Below are 15,411 nucleotides of genomic sequence, written 5' to 3'. Positions count from 1 at the left end.
GCACGGCATTATATATGTATTTATTTTTTCATTAGTAGGTATATAGCTCCATTTTTTAAATCCCAAATTGACTCATATCCCTTCAAAAAGGAGTACCCCAAAGCAAGGCGATTTGATTCACCATACTCAAAGGTGAGTCCATCCACCGCTGTATATAAACTATCATTAAACTTTACTTCTGATAAACGCCCCATGACAATACGTCCAGGAGCACCATGATTTCCATTTAGAGTCTTAGATGTTAACAACCCTGCCTTACTTAACAGGGCCTCTGCTTCTACAGTAAGAAGCAGAGAACCGAGATTTCCTGTATCAAAGTAGCCAGTAATACTAACCCCACCAACAGTGAGGCCTAGCTCAGGCAAGGGATTGTTATTGACAAGTAGTTTTATATACTCACCACCTATTTCTGGTAATTCGTCATACACTCTAATTAATTGTTCTTGATAGTTAATGGAAAAAATACGCTCTTTTAAATCCTCAATTCCTATCATCCCTATAAAATCACATGCCACACCCTTCTGGATAAAATCAAAGTCAGCATGAAGAATATCCGATTTCATTTCTTCAATAACGCCATAGAATAAGCTTATATGCGCAGGGTTCCTATGTTTAAAGATGACAACAGGCTGACCAGAACCAGCATGTCCAGATGCAATAAATTCATCCTTATTGACCGGAAGAATGTTATTGTTCAACAAATATGAGAATGGGGTTCCCGTGTCAAACATGAACCGCCCATGCACAGCATCCACACGCCCATTGATCATAATATAACCATTGACATCATGAAAAGGAATTTCTACTTTTGGCGCGCTACTAGAAGATTTAGCATGCCCATTAATACAAAAAATGCCAACTATTGCAGCAAACATGAATAATTTAAATAATACCACCTTTATACCTCGATTCAATATGATATTAGAATTTAAAATCTCGTTAAACAATCACAAGTCTAGTCATGAATTTTTACAACCCAAATAATTCATTACACTTCTATCATGATTTACCACAACATCAAAGATTAAGAAAATTTAGATAAATCATCATATCGAAGCCAAATAAATCAATTACTATAACTGACATTAATATATAAATTGCAGTTAAAATCTTTATTGCGCGCATAGATAGACCTCAAAAATATTATACCACTTACACAAATAACACATTGATGCGTGAGTTTCTTTGAAAAGAGCAGTAATTAATGTGAATCATGAAAATTCAAGTGAAATGGATATTGTGTACCAAATCGATTCGCCCTAAAGGGGATGGTAGTGATCAGATCACCGCGCTCTCAGTTAGCTCCCTTCAAGCGGCATCGATTTGGGAAACAACGCCACTCAAATCGAGTCGCTCCAGAGATTGAACTAGTTATCCTCGGTTACTCCTTCACCAGGCTAACTAATTGCTCTTTAGCATAAGCGCAAGTGCTGGCTTACTAGCAGGATAGAGTTATGGATGTATAGGCCTCTCGAAAAAGTAAATTATAAGGCGCGATTTTCATATCTTTAAGATGATTTTCGAGAGGTCATAGATGCCACTAGTTTTTCACGTAAAAGTTAGCCAGAGGCCAATACCAGCAAAGGAATTGAGAGATTTGAGAGTTTATATGAGTAAGGGTGGTTCTGCAGGAGGATTGGGAAGCCTGCGATCAGCTGCAGATGAACGGCTCCATCGCCGAGCATGCGGCGCTGCACGAGATTGGCGAGGTGGGCAGCCGCCTCTACCGGCGCGGTAGCGATCTCGCCAAACGGCTGGAAGTGCTGACCGGCATCCCCACCTACTACTACCTCTACCGGGTCGGTGGCCTGAGCGCCGCCGAGGAAAAGGCGCGCTCCTGCCCCAGCTGTGGCGGTGAGTGGGCGCTGGCTGCGCCGCTGCACGAGATCTTCGACTTCAAGTGCGATAGCTGCCGACTGGTCTCTAATCTATCTTGGGATTTCAAGGATTGAAGGACGGTATCCGATACGACGCTATCAGGTTGTCACCCCAGAGATGATGTTACCGCGTCCGATTACGCCGCTTCGCGGCTAATCGAACCTACATTTTTTCAATGGGTTATGGAGTTCACGCAGGCAAGGTCTCAAGCCGCTCAAGAAACGCGGGCAGAGAGGGGGCCAGCGGCAGGCGGCGGCCGGAGTCGAGCCACTCCAGCCACACCTGACCACTCTCGTTATCCAGCGAGATGAGCGTCATCTCGTTGCGGGTGGTGGCAATAAAGATGGAGGGGGCGCGCTTGAGCTTGCGCAGCATCAGCAGGTGGCCGATGAGGTTCTCCTTGAGCAGGTCGAGATCCGCTTCGTTCCACGGCAGGATCAGTTCAAGGCGCAGCCCCTTGAAAAGGCAGGGGATGGGGCGGCTGAACCAGTGACCAAACAGGGCGATGGCACTGGGGTGAATCGTCAGCTCAAGGGCAGCGGCCATGGCGGTAAAATCGGCAGGCTCGTAGCGATGATGAGGGCGCCAGGCCACCCGACCATCAGCGGGCTCACCAAGCTGGCAGGGGGAACGCCAGTCCGCCTCCCACTCGCACAGGGGCAGGCCTCGTCTGGCCTCGCCATCCCGTTGCCAGCGGGCAAAAAAGTGCTCCAGAGCAGACAAAACTTGATCCGACATCGAAAATCCCCACAATTGCTGGCAAAGTCCGCTATTGCACCATCAATCAGGGTGACAGACAAGGCTGCCCGACCACAGCCGTTCGACGCCCGATAACGGGGCAGGCTTCATCCCTTGCCAGCTCAAAATCGCCAGGTATCAATGCAATAGCCCCATTTCACCTTCCGTTCATCCACTCTTTATGAGCACATTACGTGAGTAAATCTGTGAACAAACAAGATAGATACGCCGGGGCCAGCGCCCTGACCGGCCTGAGCCTGGGCCAGCAAGCCGACTACATCAGCCAATACACCCCCTCCCTGCTGCAGCCGGTACCCCGCAGCCTGAACCGGGATGACCTCCAGCTGGGCGATGCCCTGCCCTTTAGCGGCTGCGATGTCTGGACTCTCTACGAGCTCTCCTGGCTCAATGCCAAGGGCAAGCCGATGGTTGCGCTCGGTGAGGTGACCATTCCGGCCACCAGCGCGAATCTGATCGAATCCAAATCCTTCAAGCTCTACCTCAACTCGTTCAACCAGACCCGTTGCGACTCCATCGATGCGGTGGCTGCGATGTTGACCAAAGATCTGAGCGCCTGTGCGGGGGAGACCGTCAAGGTCACCCTGTTCCCCCTCGATCAGGCACCGCATCAGATCGCCCTGCTGCCCGGCGAGTGCATCGATGAGCAAGATATCGAGGTCGATCACTACCAGTTTGACGCCGCCCTGCTGCAAGGGGCGGCTGGCAGCGAGCAGGTAGAAGAGACCCTGCACAGCCACCTGCTCAAATCCAACTGTCTGGTGACCAGCCAGCCCGACTGGGGATCTGTGGTGATCCGCTACAAGGGGCCCAAACTCGATCGGGAGAAGCTGCTGCGCTACCTCATCTCGTTCCGCCAGCACAACGAGTTCCACGAGCAGTGCATAGAGCGGATCTTTATCGACCTCAAGCACTACTGCCAACCCGCGCAGCTCACCGTTTATGCTCGCTACACCCGTCGCGGCGGTCTGGATATCAACCCGTTCCGCTCCGATTTTGAAGTGGTGCCTGCCAACCTGCGCCTGATCCGTCAGTAACCACTGACTGCGCGGATGGGGCCAGATACTGGCCCCTCTATCCCCCTGGTGCCCCCGGCCACGCGGGGCGAACAGTGACAGGTGCAACCACAACCTGCCCACAGTAAACACTGGACTCGCAGGGGGAGGCTTGGATAACATGCCTTCACCTCCGCGCCGTCCATAATCCAATGAATCAACTGTTTTTTCTGGCCATGATGATGTCTTCTCTGTCCGCCCCCAATCTGGACCTGGACCGAGAACAGCTATCTATCGATCTGCAGCAAGCACAATCAATGGTACTGACCGACCCTACCAAATGTGTCCAGATCACCTCAGCCTTCCTGACCCGCGCGGCCAATAATTCTCAGCAAATCATCAACAATCGCCAAGAGTTTGGCTATCGAGAGCCGATCCTGAGCTATAGCACGGTTGCCCAGACTATCGGGGCTCACCTGCTCAAAGGGGAGTGTCTGCTGCAACTGGGCCAGTACCAGGCGACCCAGCAAGCGCTCGATCAAGCGATGGCACTGGCTGACAAGGAGCAGCAACCAGAGCTCAAAGCCCACGGCCTGTACCTGAAAATTCGCAGTCAGGGACTCCGTCAAAATAGCCAAAGCATCAGCCACAGCTTGCTTGCCGAACTGGAAACCCTGCTGGCGAAACCCAATCTAAAACAGAGTCGGTTGCAGGTGTATAGCCGCCTGCAACGCACCAGCTACGATATCGACACTCAACATTTTGATGATGCCAAAGCTCATTTGGCCGAAGCGCGGATCTGGGCAGCCAAAACCCCCGATCCCCTTGCCAGCGCCTGGGTCAGTGCCATCAGTGGTGACCTTTATCGCTCGCTGCAACAGCCACAACTGGCGCTGGGGGAATATATTGATGCCCTGCAGCAGGCCAAGAACCTCAGTGATCCGCTGTTTCTCGGTCTGCTATCGAACCAGATCGTCAAACTCTATCAGCAGGAGCATGAACCGCAGAAAGCGCTGCAATATGCCAATGAGGCGGCCAACTATTTTCACTCCATCGGCAACCCGTCGCTGCTTTGTGACTCCCTGATGGTGCTGGCACGGCTCAACCGTGATCAGGGCGACCTCAATATGGCGCTGGTCTATTTTTTCAATGCGCTGGACTTGCTCAATGACGAGACAAGTCGGCCCAAAAGCTCGCTGCTCAAATACGAGATCGGCAAAACCTATCTGCAAAGTGGCAATCTCTCGCTGGCCAGCAACTACCTCAACGCCGCACGTCAATCCCATGAGCTCAATGATGCCAAAGAGCCACTGATCGACACCCTGCTATTACTCGGTGAGCTCTATCTCAAGAAGCAGGAAGCGGCCATCGCCATCTTGCAGCTGGAAAACGCGCGGGCGCTGGCCAACCAGATTGGCGATACCCGTCGTCAGTTCGAGGTATTCCGCCTGCTCTCGCTGGCATATGAACAAAAAGGGTATGTGCGCCAAGCACTCGACAGCTACAAACGTTTCCACCGGTTGGGTGAAGAGGTGCGCCAGCAAGAGATTGCCCTGGAACAAGCCGCAATCCGTGACAACTACGTCCAGGTCGAGCGGGTGCAACATATCAAGGAACTGGAGCAGCAGCTTAACCACAGCAAGCACCAACAGGAACGCTATCTCTGGTCAAGCATCACCACCAGCCTGCTACTGGCGCTCTTTATTTACCTATTCTTCACCCTCTGGCTCAAGTTGCGTACCACCCGCCTGCAACTCAAACGAACCGGTGAGGCTTTGCTGATCGAGCCACGATCCGGGCTAGCCAACTGGCAACGATTGATGAACCGCTGGCCGAGGGAGATGGCCAAACGCCAGCTGAAATCAGATCGCTGGTATCTCAGTGAACAGCCATCCAGCGAGTTTGATGACAAGCTGCATTATCTGCTGTTCCGCGTCCCCTTTCTGAGCAACACGCTCGAGCAGCATGGTTATCAGGCCAGCAGCGAGATTGAGCTGGCGTTTGGGGCCTATGTCGATACCTTAACCCCGCAAGATGGCCGCATCTATGACCTGCGGGAAGGGCACCTCCTTTATGTCGTACCGCAGCGCCATGTCGCCAACCTGCATCAGTTGGCCAGTGACCTGCTACTCGCTATCGCAGCCTTCCCGTGTCAGTACCTACTCGATCGCCGGGTAAGCCTAGGGATTGTCAGTCACCCCTTCCTGCCCAAGGCGGCAACAGCGCTTGATCACAATGGGCTATTTGATCTCTGTTACCTTGCCCTGTCGGGAGCCATTCAGCTCAGTGAAAAACACCAGCAAAACGCCTGGCTGGAGCTCGCCGCCATCGATTGTCAACAGGCGGCATTTTTTAATGGGGATGTGTGGCAATGCGGCCTGATGGCAATTGACAAGGGGCTGGTAAAAGTCAATTCTTCTCATGAAAAGCAATGGGTTAATTGGCATCAGCTTGCAAGGAAGCAAGTCATTGATGACCGACCAGCAATATAGATAACAGCCAGAGCTCGACACCGGGTTTTACTACTGTTGCTATCAAACACCAAAAACAATAATGACAACAGGGCGACCTGATAATGAATGACATCGCTGCCGTAGCAGGACAATTGGCCAGGCTCAGGGAATCCCTTCAGCAAAAACAGCTGGAACTAGACGGTGTTCTCTCTTTCTCCGATGCTGAGCGGGCTCGCGGCATCCTGTTTATCAACAAGTTGATGCTCTCCTGCCGTGGCTTCGATCGTGAGCTGGACAACCGTTTTGCCAAACTCAAATCCAAACTCGATGGCAATCCGGCCTTCACCGCGTTAGAAACCGATCTGCTGGCCATTGAAAAATTGCTGCAACAACACAGTAATGCGCTGGAAGAGTCGATAACCCTGACCCAGAGCGCTATCGAACTTGGCTCCAAGCAGCTGAAAACCATCAAGGGCTTCCCCGAAGATACCCGCAAATCCCTCAAGGAATTTCTGGCCAGCCCGACGGGCTATGGCATTGCCGATCATCAGCGCAAGGTGATCAAATTGCTGGAGTTTTACCAGCAAGCAATCAAGATCCAGCTACTGCCGAGCCAACCGCTACTGCCCTCCGCTACCGAGCAATCCGCCGCCAGTCATCCCTCCGGTAACGACATCACGCCGGATCCAGATCCCTTTGATCTTAAGGATCACGCTCGCATTGCCGATGAACTGCAGCGGCTGATCACCGAGCTCGATTTTGCCGGATCCATCGGTGAAAGCCTGGCGGATATCCGTCGCCAACTGCTGGTCGGGGTCAATCCCGGTCTGTTAGCCGAAACCTGTTTGCAGGTGATCGAACTCATCATTGAAGGCACCCGTGAGGAGCGCACCGCTTCCCGTGCGTTCCTGAGCTCCCTCAACGAGAGTCTGTCAGCAGTCCACATCGGGTTTACCGAGTCACTCGATGAAGGCCGGGCGCTGCAAAATGAAACCACGGAAACGCGCAAAGCGCTGGTCAACCAGCTGCAGGCTATCGACCATTCGCTGGCTCACCAGCACACCTTTGATGCACTCAAACAGGCCATCTCCGGCCATATGGGTGCCATCAATTTGCTGTTGCAAGATCGCGATAACACTGCCACCAGAGAGCGCCATCTGCTCACCCGCCTCTCGAGCATGGAGTCCAAGTTGCGGTTGATGAAGGATGAGACTGCCGAATACAAAAAGCGGCTGACCATCCAAAAACACAAACTGTTCCTCGACAGCCTGACTCAGGTCCACAACCGGGCCGCACTCGACGAACGGCTTGAGCAGGAATACAAACGTTGGCTACGTTACGGCAGCCCACTATGCATGGCGATCATCGACATCGACCACTTCAAGAACATCAATGATAACTACGGCCATCTGGCCGGCGATAAAGCCTTGAAAGTGGTCGCCAAGGCCCTGCAAAGTGCCCTGCGTGATACCGATTTTATTGCCCGCTTTGGTGGAGAAGAATTTGTCGTGCTGCTGCCCAACATCAACCCTGACAAATTTCAAACCCCCCTTGAAACCTTGCGCCAGACCATCAAGAGCATCCCGTTCCGTTTTCGTGATGCCAAGGTAGAGATCACCATCTCTATCGGCGCCACCCTGTTCAAGGAGGGTGATAATCCGTCCGATGTATTTGAGCGAGCAGATCAGGCGCTCTATCACTCCAAACACGGCGGACGAGACCAGGTGACTCTGGCCTGATCGGTGACTAAAAAAACAGCGATCAGTCACCCCCCTATTTCCCTCACCCCACCCTTGCCACTACTATCAACTTCAGGGGATGCAACATGGCGTCCCCTTTTCTCCCCAGGGAAAAACACAACGATAACAAGATGAGTAAGGGGAACCTATGATTACGCACATCAATCCCGTCGGCAGCATGGACTTGCTGTCGCAGCTTGAGGTGGACCGCCTCAAGCAAACTGCCTCCAGCGATATCTATCAACTGTTTCGCAACTGCTCGCTGGCAGTGCTCAACTCCGGTAGCCATACCGACAGCTCCAAGGAGATCCTGGAGCGCTTCAAATCGTTCGATATTCATGTGATCCGGCGCGAACGCGGGGTCAAGCTGGAGCTGTTCAATGCTCCCGAGCACGCCTTCGTCGATGGTGAGATCATTCGTGGTATTCAAGAGCATCTGTTCTCGGTACTGCGCGATATTCTCTATGTTTCCAATCAGCTCGAATCCAACCGCCTGGTCAACCTGACCAACTCTACCCATATTTCCAACGTGGTGTTCGCCATCCTGCGCAACGCCAAGGTGATCCTGCCGGGTGCCGATCCCAACCTGATCGTCTGCTGGGGGGGTCACTCCATCAATCAGATCGAATACCAGTACACCCGTGCAGTCGGCAGCGAGCTGGGGTTGCGCGAACTCAATATCTGTACCGGCTGTGGCCCCGGCGCGATGGAAGGGCCGATGAAGGGGGCAACGGTTGGCCATGCCAAGCAACGGGTACGTAACGGTCGCTACATAGGTCTGACCGAACCCTCGATCATCGCCGCAGAACCGCCCAATCCCATCGTTAACGAGCTGGTGATCCTGCCGGATATTGAAAAACGGCTGGAGGCCTTTGTCCGTCTGGGCCATGGCATCATTATCTTCCCGGGTGGGGTCGGTACCGCCGAAGAGCTGCTCTATCTGCTTGGCATCATGATGCACCCGGCCAACGAGCGGCAGCCGATCCCGATTATTTTGACTGGCCCGAAAGAGAGCGAAGATTACTTCCGTGCTATCGATGATTTCATCAAAGCCACCCTGGGTGAACCGGCGACCAAGCTGTATCGGATTATCGTGGGCGATGCACCGGAAGTGGCTCGCACCATGAAAGAGGCGATGCCGAAGATCCGTGAATATCGCAAATCGGTCGGTGATGCCTACTCTTTCAACTGGTCGCTCAAGATTGAGCCGGAATTCCAGCTACCGTTTGAGCCGGATCACGCCAGCATGGCCAGCCTGGATCTGCATCGCAATCAACCGCCGCAACTGCTTGCCGCCAACCTGCGTCGGGCCTTCTCAGGCATAGTCGCTGGCAACGTCAAGGAAGGGGGCATTCGCGCCATCGAGAAAAAGGGCCCCTTCAAGCTGCATGGTGACAAGGAGCTGATGCACCTGATGGACAAGCTGCTGGAAAGCTTCGTTAAACAGCAGCGGATGAAGCTGCCGGGCAGCCAGTATGTGCCCTGCTACGAGATAGTGCGCTGACGATCGTCAGCAAGCAGGCATCGCAATACGAAGGGAGGGGCGCACTGGCGCCCCTCCCTTTTTACTCTCTGGCGTGCGGATTACACCGAAAAACTCCCATCAAGCCAAGCAGTTGCTACAATAGCGCGTCCTGACTGCCAAGAGTGCCCCATGCCACATCTGCTTATCATCGATGCCCTCAACCTCATTCGCCGTCTGCATGCGGTGCAAACCCAACAGGCACTGACACCGGCCCAGGCGCTGGTTGCCACCCGTGCCAACCTTATCAATACCTGCCGTAAGCTGCTCGCCAATAGCGAACCGACCCATGTTATAGCCGTGTTCGATGGGGAGATAGACAGCTGGCGCAAAGGGGTCTATCCGGCCTACAAAGAGGGGCGCACGCCCATGCCCCCCGAGCTGCGTGAAGGGCTGGCGACCCTGCAGGATGCCTTCTGGGAGTGCGGGGTCGATGCCCTGCTTTCCGAGACCGATGAGGCGGATGACCTCATCGCCACTCTCGCCAGCGGCATCGCCAGTCACGGCCATCAGGCGACCATCATCTCCACCGACAAGGGGTTCTGCCAGTTGCTCTGCCCGCAGATCCAGGTTCGCGACTACTTCAACAAACGCTGGCTGGATGAGGCCTTCGTCCAGCAGCAATATGGCGTGGCACCGGCTCAACTGGTCGACTTCTGGGCCCTGACCGGTATCAATGGTTCCAATATCAAGGGGGTGCCCGGTATTGGCCCCAAAACCGCAACGCAATTGGTGCAACAATACGGGAATTTAACGGCCATGCTGGCCGCTTGCCAGCAAGAGGACGCCAGTAAACCCCTGCTCAAGTTGCGCCAGCATCAGGAGGATGCCTTGCTAGCCCAGCGGCTGGTGCGCTTGCAACGGGATATCGTGCTGGGGTTCAACCTGCGGGACATCCGTTACCCGCCTCAGCCAGGGTGAATTACCGAAGAAAAATGCAGGCAAGGGCACGAACCATGACGAGACTCACCCTCGCTGTTGATGAAAATGAGTAGAATGTAAAGGAATGTGGTTGGTTTGCTGAGTAAATGCTATAAAGCAGCCCCATCCTCCCCTATACCCTGGAAGTGGAACCCTCTCATGTCCAAAAGAAAAATTACCGTGATCCCCGGCGACGGCATCGGCCCCAGCATCATCGAATCAGCCATCCAGATCCTGACCCATGCGGGCTGCGATTTTGAATACGAATATGCGGATGCCGGTCTGGTTGCCCTCGAAAAACATGGTGAGCTGCTGCCCCAGGCAACCCTGGATCTGATTGAGAAGAACAAGGTCAGCCTGAAAGGGCCATTGACCACGCCGGTCGGTGGCGGTTTTACCTCCATCAACGTCTCCCTGCGCAAGAAGTTCAACCTTTACGCCAACGTACGTCCGGTTATCTCCTTCAAGGGCACCAAAAGCCGTTACGAGAACATAGATATCATCACGGTGCGCGAGAACACCGAAGGAATGTACTCGGGTGCAGGTCAGAAGCGCAGCGATGACAACAAGAGCGCCGAGGCGATGAGCATCATCACCCGCGACGGAGCCGAGCGCATCGTCAAGTTCGCCTTCGAGCTAGCCCGCCAGGAGGGACGCAAGAAGGTCACCATCATCCACAAGGCCAACATCCTCAAGTCGACCTCTGGCCTGTTCCTCGAAGTGGCTCGTGAAATCGCCGGCCACTACCCGGATATCCAGAGCGAAGAGATGATCGTCGACGCCGCCTGCATGAATCTGGTGATGTATCCGGAGCGTTTCGACGTGATGGTCACCACCAACCTGTTCGGCGATATTCTCTCGGATCTCTGCGCCGGTCTGGTGGGTGGTCTGGGTATGGCACCGGGTGCCAATATCGGCGATGGCGCAGCCATCTTCGAGGCGGTGCATGGCTCCGCCCCCGACATCGCGGGCAAGAACATTGCCAACCCGACCTCGGTGATCCTCGCCTCCATCCAGATGCTGGAGTACCTCGGCATGCAGGATAAGGCTGAGCGGATCCGCGAGGCAGTACGAGCTACCATCGAATCCGGTGATCGGGTCACCCGCGATCTGGGCGGTAGCGCCTCCACCAGTGAATTCACCCAAGCGATCATCGATCGACTGTGAGTTAATCCATTGATTTAAAAAGGGAGCTTCGGCTCCCTTTTTTATATCTCCTACCCCTTTCCCGAAGACTAGACAGCAACTATGTTCTAAAGATACGGATAGCAAGGAGGCTTGTTTATGAATGGAGGTGGGTTCTATCTGATCCCGGTTTGGCTACTGCTCAGTAGCGGTGTCGGGGCATTCGAATTGACTCAAAAGAGTCAAAGCCCCAGGCTGCCGCTGCAAGAGAAACGGGCCGCTACCGAAGTCTGGCGTTCCAGCCTGGATACCAACGACCTGCTCAAGGCTCCCAAAGCCCTCTCGTTTGGCATCGAGGTGTCTACCGATAGCGTTGGTAATCAGAAAATCACCTCCTACCCGCAACTTAATCTGACCCCAGAGAAGAGCGTCAGCCTGTCAGTCGAGCGCTTTCGACCCAAGGTCAAATTCAAGGCAGGGGGGATGCATACTTCCGTCAGATTACGCGGTGATGGGCTCAAAATGCAGTTCAGCCCGCTCGATAAGACCATTCCGCTGCAAATAGAGTTAAAGCTGACCGATGATGAATCATCCCTGCGCCTGGATTACCGCTTCTGACGGAGCGCCCATCCCGCCAAGCAAAAAAAACCGACCGCATCACTGCGGTCGGTTTTTTTGATCAGCCTCTCGCGAAGGAGCTTACTCCTTGGCTTGCAGCTTGGAGATCCAGTACTTGTTATAAACATGCACGGTGATCTCTTCACGATCGTGATAGAGCTGCTTGGCCTGGATCACAAAGGCGTTATCGATCTCTTTAAGCATGCCACGCAACACCTCAATGTTGTGTACCGCTTCGGCATAGCGCTTCTTCATCGGCAGCTTAAGGTTAAACATCGCTTCCTGACAATCATTCTCACGGAACCAGTCCGCGATCATGTGGACGACCCGCGCCGGTTTCTCAACCATGTCGCACACCAGCCAGTAGGTATTCTTCTTGCTCGGACGCCAGACAAAACCATCATCGCGCAGGTGCTTGACCTGACCGCTATCCATCAGGGATTGGGCCATGGTGCCGTTATCCACTGCGGTTACCATCATGCCACGACGTACCAGCTGATGGGTCCAGCCACCCGGGCAAGCGCCCAAGTCCACCGCCTTCAGGCCGGAACAGAGGCGCAACTCCCACTCTTCACGGGGAACAAAGACGTAAAACGCCTCTTCCAGCTTGAGGCTGGAGCGACTCGGTGCATCCGGCGGACAACGCAGACGCGGGATCCCCATGTGGAATTCGGAGTTGTTGAACGAGTAGGAGTAACCCAGCAACAGGTGATCGTTAGCCATGAAGAAGGCGTGGAACACCGGACGGTGCGGCGTCTCCTTCTTGGTCAGGCGATCATTGCTACGCAGCGCCTGACGCAGCGGCACAGTGAACTTGCGGCAGAAAGCCGACAGCTCTTTCGCTTCGTTGGTGTCAGCGGTCTCAACCCGTACATCACCACAAATGGTGTACTCACAGGTCGCTTCAATGATCGGTGAAATCCGATCGGAGACATCCAGATCCTTCAGCTCGTGGGTCACCACCAGCATCTGACGAATAAAGATAAGCTCTTTGAATGGCAGTTTGCGGGCCAACAGATCGGCCTGCTCCTCATCATACAACTCGAAGATCACATAACCGCTGTCGTCCTTGACCCGGGCAAAACCGTAGCACTGCATGCTACTGGCACGCTCGGTGATCTCTGCCGCCGCCTCTTTCTCAAAACCGGGGCGGCAATAAAGCAGCAGATTATTCATTTTTTCCTCCAAGACGACAGCCAGCCCATATCAGAGCTACCCATCCCAACATAAAACAGAGGCCACCAGCCGGGGTGATAAGCCCCAACCCTTTGCTGCCAAGCAGCACCATGGCGTAAATACTGCCGGAGAATCCGAAGATCCCCAGCACAAATGCGGTGCCAGCCAGGTTAATCACCTTGCTGCGCACGCCACAAAAGCTCAGTACCAGCAGGGCCAATGTGTGAAAAAACTGGTATTGCACGGCGGTATTGAATGCGGCCAACAGCGCGGGAGTAATACCGCTCGCCGCCAGACCGTGAGCACCATAAGCGCCCAGCATGGTCCCGGTCAGGCCAAAAAAGCCCGCCAGCACCAGCCAATGTCGGTGGATCTGCATCCTCATTATTCCTGTCTTGTCAGGCCCGGCACATCTGCCATCACCACTTGGCTACCCGCGCAGGGCAACAAAGTGCTTGATGGTATCCGCGGCATACTGCATGTTTTCCTGCTCGCTCACACCGCTGACTTTTCGTGGCTTGAAACCATGATCGCCATCGGTCAACCAATGGACCGATACGTTGGGTGAGAAGGGAAATTCTGCCAGTTCGGCGCGACTGCCGAAGGTGTCGCGTTCTCCCTGCAACAGCAGAGTAGGTACCTTTATTTGCTTGAGCACGTCCCCCCGCCAGCGGTCAGGCTTTGCCGGGGGGTGGAAAGGATACCCGAGAATGAGTAATCCTGCAGCATTCATCGCATCGCCACCGTCATGATATAACTCGGCGGCCATCCGTCCCCCCATCGACTTACCTGCCAAAAATAGCCGCGGATGAGCAAACTCCCGCACCATCTGGCGCCAATGCTCGAGTAACAGCTGCTGCCTGTCCGGCGGGCGGCGCTTGCCATCTTGTGCCCGTTTGGTCATGTAGGGGAAGTTAAAGCGCACCACTTCGATCTCGGGCCCCGCCAGCAGGCGTGACAGCTCCGCAAGAAAAGCATGATCCATCCCCGCGCCAGCGCCATGGGCCAGCAAAATGCGAACGGGGGCATCAACTGCCCCCTCCCTCAGCACATCAATCATCGCCGAGCAACGCCCTGCGCCGAGCTTCTTCCTGCTCCACCAGCTCCAGCATCCAGTCGCGGAAGGCCACTATCTTGCCCTGATCCGACTGCTGCTCCTGGCACACCAGATAGAAAGCATTCTTGCTCACCAGCACCTGCTCAAACGGGCAGATGAGACGACCCGCTTCGATCTCTGGCTGAGCCAGCACACTGTGGCCAAGGGCTACCCCCTGACCGTGGATAGCGGCCTGGATCACCATGGTCGAGTGGCTGAAAATAGGCCCCTGATTGACGTTGGGGGCATCGATATCAAGCTGGCGGAACCAGGCCTTCCAGTCGCGGCGTGAGGTATCGTGCAACAAGGTATGGCGGATCAGGTCATCCGGTGTCCGGAGCGGCTTGGGCCCGGTCAGCAGCAAGGGGGAACAGACCGGGATCAGGTATTCGGTGTGCAATTTGTCGCACCGCAGGCCGGGCCAGTTGCCGCGCCCGTAATAGATGGCGACATCCACATCGTCAGTAAGCGCCCCTTCATCGAGGTCGACCGCCTTGATCCGCACATCGATATCAGGGTGGCGCTCGCTGAAGCGCACCAGTCGTGGCACCAGCCACTGGATGGCAAAACTCGGCTGCAAACTGACGGTCAGCGCCCCCTTGGCGCTGCGGGCCAGTAACTTGTCGGTCGCCTCCGAGATGGAGGTAAAAATATCTTTGATGTCGAGAAAATAGCCCTGCCCCTCTTCGGTCAGCAACAAGGAGCGATTTTTACGGCGGAACAACTTGATACCAAGATACTCCTCCAGCGCCTTGATCTGATGACTGATGGCAGCTTGAGTCACAAACAACTCTTCTGCTGCGCGGGTAAAGCTTAAGTGGCGAGCCGCTGCTTCAAACGCCTTGAGGGCATTAAGCGGTGGTAAACGACGAGACATGACACCAGCCGACGATGAGTTTTTCTAATGGGGCGCATTATAATTTGTCGGTTGCGGGCCGACCAGTGAATAAACATAATTCGCCCAGCAATCAGTCGTCATATGGCTCACATTTTCTACTACATGTTGGTTTACATGTGTTTTTCGTGAGTCTTTCGACTGTGATTGTGGTGTTGTGTTACTTCCTCTGCGGGAAGAGGGGCTCAAATCTTATCGATTTGACCCCGTCTGTCATCTGAATGTGTTTGGCGCCTC

At 54.3% G+C, this 15,411-nt stretch carries 13 protein-coding genes and 1 pseudogene; 8 read left to right on the top strand and 6 right to left on the bottom strand.

Annotation, left to right across the window (positions count from 1 at the left end; translation table 11 throughout):
- Positions 1-20: 20 nt before the first annotated feature.
- Positions 21-896 carry a hypothetical protein gene (locus tag BN1135_RS07265; RefSeq protein ID WP_139245183.1) on the bottom strand — a complete coding sequence of 292 codons (876 nt, stop codon included), beginning with the start codon at positions 894-896 and terminating at the stop codon, positions 21-23.
- 732 nt (positions 897-1,628) lie between these two features.
- Here BN1135_RS07265 and BN1135_RS07260 point away from each other — a divergent pair.
- A pseudogene (locus BN1135_RS07260) lies at positions 1,629-1,952 on the top strand (DUF2310 family Zn-ribbon-containing protein); the annotation flags it as partial.
- 115 nt (positions 1,953-2,067) lie between these two features.
- Here the strand turns inward: BN1135_RS07260 and syd are convergent.
- A complete protein-coding gene (syd, locus tag BN1135_RS07255; protein ID WP_042020017.1) occupies positions 2,068-2,616 on the bottom strand; it encodes a SecY-interacting protein in 549 nt (182 codons plus the stop codon).
- 206 nt (positions 2,617-2,822) lie between these two features.
- Here syd and queF point away from each other — a divergent pair, with 206 nt between their 5' ends.
- The 7 genes from queF (at position 2,823) to BN1135_RS07220 (ending at position 12,007) form a co-directional block, all read left to right on the top strand.
- The gene (gene queF, locus BN1135_RS07250) at positions 2,823-3,671 is read left to right on the top strand and encodes an NADPH-dependent 7-cyano-7-deazaguanine reductase QueF (RefSeq protein WP_042020016.1); all 849 of its coding nucleotides are present in this window, start codon (positions 2,823-2,825) and stop codon (positions 3,669-3,671) included.
- A gap of 170 nt (positions 3,672-3,841) precedes the next feature.
- Complete coding sequence (locus BN1135_RS07245) at positions 3,842-6,121, top strand: tetratricopeptide repeat protein (protein WP_042020014.1); 2,280 nt, start codon at positions 3,842-3,844, stop codon at positions 6,119-6,121.
- Positions 6,122-6,204: 83 nt separating this feature from the next.
- The gene (locus tag BN1135_RS07240) at positions 6,205-7,821 is read left to right on the top strand and encodes a GGDEF domain-containing protein (RefSeq protein WP_042020012.1); all 1,617 of its coding nucleotides are present in this window, start codon (positions 6,205-6,207) and stop codon (positions 7,819-7,821) included.
- 148 nt (positions 7,822-7,969) lie between these two features.
- Positions 7,970-9,325 carry a nucleotide 5'-monophosphate nucleosidase PpnN gene (gene ppnN / locus BN1135_RS07235; protein WP_042020010.1) on the top strand — a complete coding sequence of 452 codons (1,356 nt, stop codon included), beginning with the start codon at positions 7,970-7,972 and terminating at the stop codon, positions 9,323-9,325.
- 150 nt (positions 9,326-9,475) lie between these two features.
- Positions 9,476-10,264, top strand: a complete 789-nt coding sequence (gene xni, locus BN1135_RS07230) for a flap endonuclease Xni (protein WP_042020008.1) — start codon at positions 9,476-9,478, stop codon at positions 10,262-10,264.
- Positions 10,265-10,423: 159 nt separating this feature from the next.
- Positions 10,424-11,431, top strand: coding sequence for an isocitrate dehydrogenase (locus tag BN1135_RS07225; protein ID WP_042020006.1), 1,008 nt, complete (start codon positions 10,424-10,426; stop codon positions 11,429-11,431).
- A gap of 117 nt (positions 11,432-11,548) precedes the next feature.
- Positions 11,549-12,007 (top strand): hypothetical protein, encoded by a 459-nt coding sequence (locus tag BN1135_RS07220; RefSeq protein WP_042020004.1) that lies wholly within the window; start codon positions 11,549-11,551, stop codon positions 12,005-12,007.
- A gap of 81 nt (positions 12,008-12,088) precedes the next feature.
- Here the strand turns inward: BN1135_RS07220 and rlmM are convergent, their stop codons facing one another.
- From rlmM to BN1135_RS07200, 4 genes are read right to left on the bottom strand one after another with little or no spacing between them, the layout of a single operon-like run.
- Complete coding sequence (rlmM, locus tag BN1135_RS07215) at positions 12,089-13,183, bottom strand: 23S rRNA (cytidine(2498)-2'-O)-methyltransferase RlmM (RefSeq protein ID WP_042020003.1); 1,095 nt, start codon at positions 13,181-13,183, stop codon at positions 12,089-12,091.
- A complete protein-coding gene (locus tag BN1135_RS07210) occupies positions 13,176-13,562 on the bottom strand; it encodes a DUF423 domain-containing protein (RefSeq protein ID WP_042020001.1) in 387 nt (128 codons plus the stop codon). The genes rlmM and BN1135_RS07210 overlap by 8 nt, the downstream gene beginning before the upstream one ends.
- Positions 13,563-13,613: 51 nt before the next feature.
- Positions 13,614-14,243, bottom strand: a complete 630-nt coding sequence (locus tag BN1135_RS07205; RefSeq protein WP_042020000.1) for an alpha/beta family hydrolase — start codon at positions 14,241-14,243, stop codon at positions 13,614-13,616.
- The gene (locus BN1135_RS07200; RefSeq protein WP_042019998.1) at positions 14,236-15,156 is read right to left on the bottom strand and encodes a transcriptional regulator GcvA; all 921 of its coding nucleotides are present in this window, start codon (positions 15,154-15,156) and stop codon (positions 14,236-14,238) included. Before BN1135_RS07200 ends, BN1135_RS07205 begins: the two co-directional genes overlap by 8 nt.
- Positions 15,157-15,411: the final 255 nt, after the last annotated feature.

It is taken from the genome of Aeromonas sobria (genome assembly GCF_000820145.1).
GTDB lineage: Bacteria > Pseudomonadota > Gammaproteobacteria > Enterobacterales > Aeromonadaceae > Aeromonas > Aeromonas sobria.
The sequence above is the reverse complement of the archived record's forward strand: the minus strand, read 5'-3'. Positions and strand labels throughout refer to the sequence as shown.

Bases quoted from the DNA above. Each gene is read 5' to 3' on its own strand.
- BN1135_RS07245 (WP_042020014.1), top strand. From the start codon at position 3,842: ATGAATCAACTGTTTTTTCTGGCCATGATGATGTCTTCTCTGTCCGCC.
- BN1135_RS07200 (WP_042019998.1), bottom strand. From the start codon at position 15,156: ATGTCTCGTCGTTTACCACCGCTTAATGCCCTCAAGGCGTTTGAAGCA.
- BN1135_RS07205 (WP_042020000.1), bottom strand. From the start codon at position 14,243: ATGATTGATGTGCTGAGGGAGGGGGCAGTTGATGCCCCCGTTCGCATT.
- ppnN (WP_042020010.1), top strand. From the start codon at position 7,970: ATGATTACGCACATCAATCCCGTCGGCAGCATGGACTTGCTGTCGCAG.
- BN1135_RS07225 (WP_042020006.1), top strand. From the start codon at position 10,424: ATGTCCAAAAGAAAAATTACCGTGATCCCCGGCGACGGCATCGGCCCC.
- xni (WP_042020008.1), top strand. From the start codon at position 9,476: ATGCCACATCTGCTTATCATCGATGCCCTCAACCTCATTCGCCGTCTG.
- rlmM (WP_042020003.1), bottom strand. From the start codon at position 13,183: ATGAATAATCTGCTGCTTTATTGCCGCCCCGGTTTTGAGAAAGAGGCG.
- syd (WP_042020017.1), bottom strand. From the start codon at position 2,616: ATGTCGGATCAAGTTTTGTCTGCTCTGGAGCACTTTTTTGCCCGCTGG.
- BN1135_RS07240 (WP_042020012.1), top strand. From the start codon at position 6,205: ATGAATGACATCGCTGCCGTAGCAGGACAATTGGCCAGGCTCAGGGAA.
- BN1135_RS07220 (WP_042020004.1), top strand. From the start codon at position 11,549: ATGAATGGAGGTGGGTTCTATCTGATCCCGGTTTGGCTACTGCTCAGT.
- BN1135_RS07210 (WP_042020001.1), bottom strand. From the start codon at position 13,562: ATGCAGATCCACCGACATTGGCTGGTGCTGGCGGGCTTTTTTGGCCTG.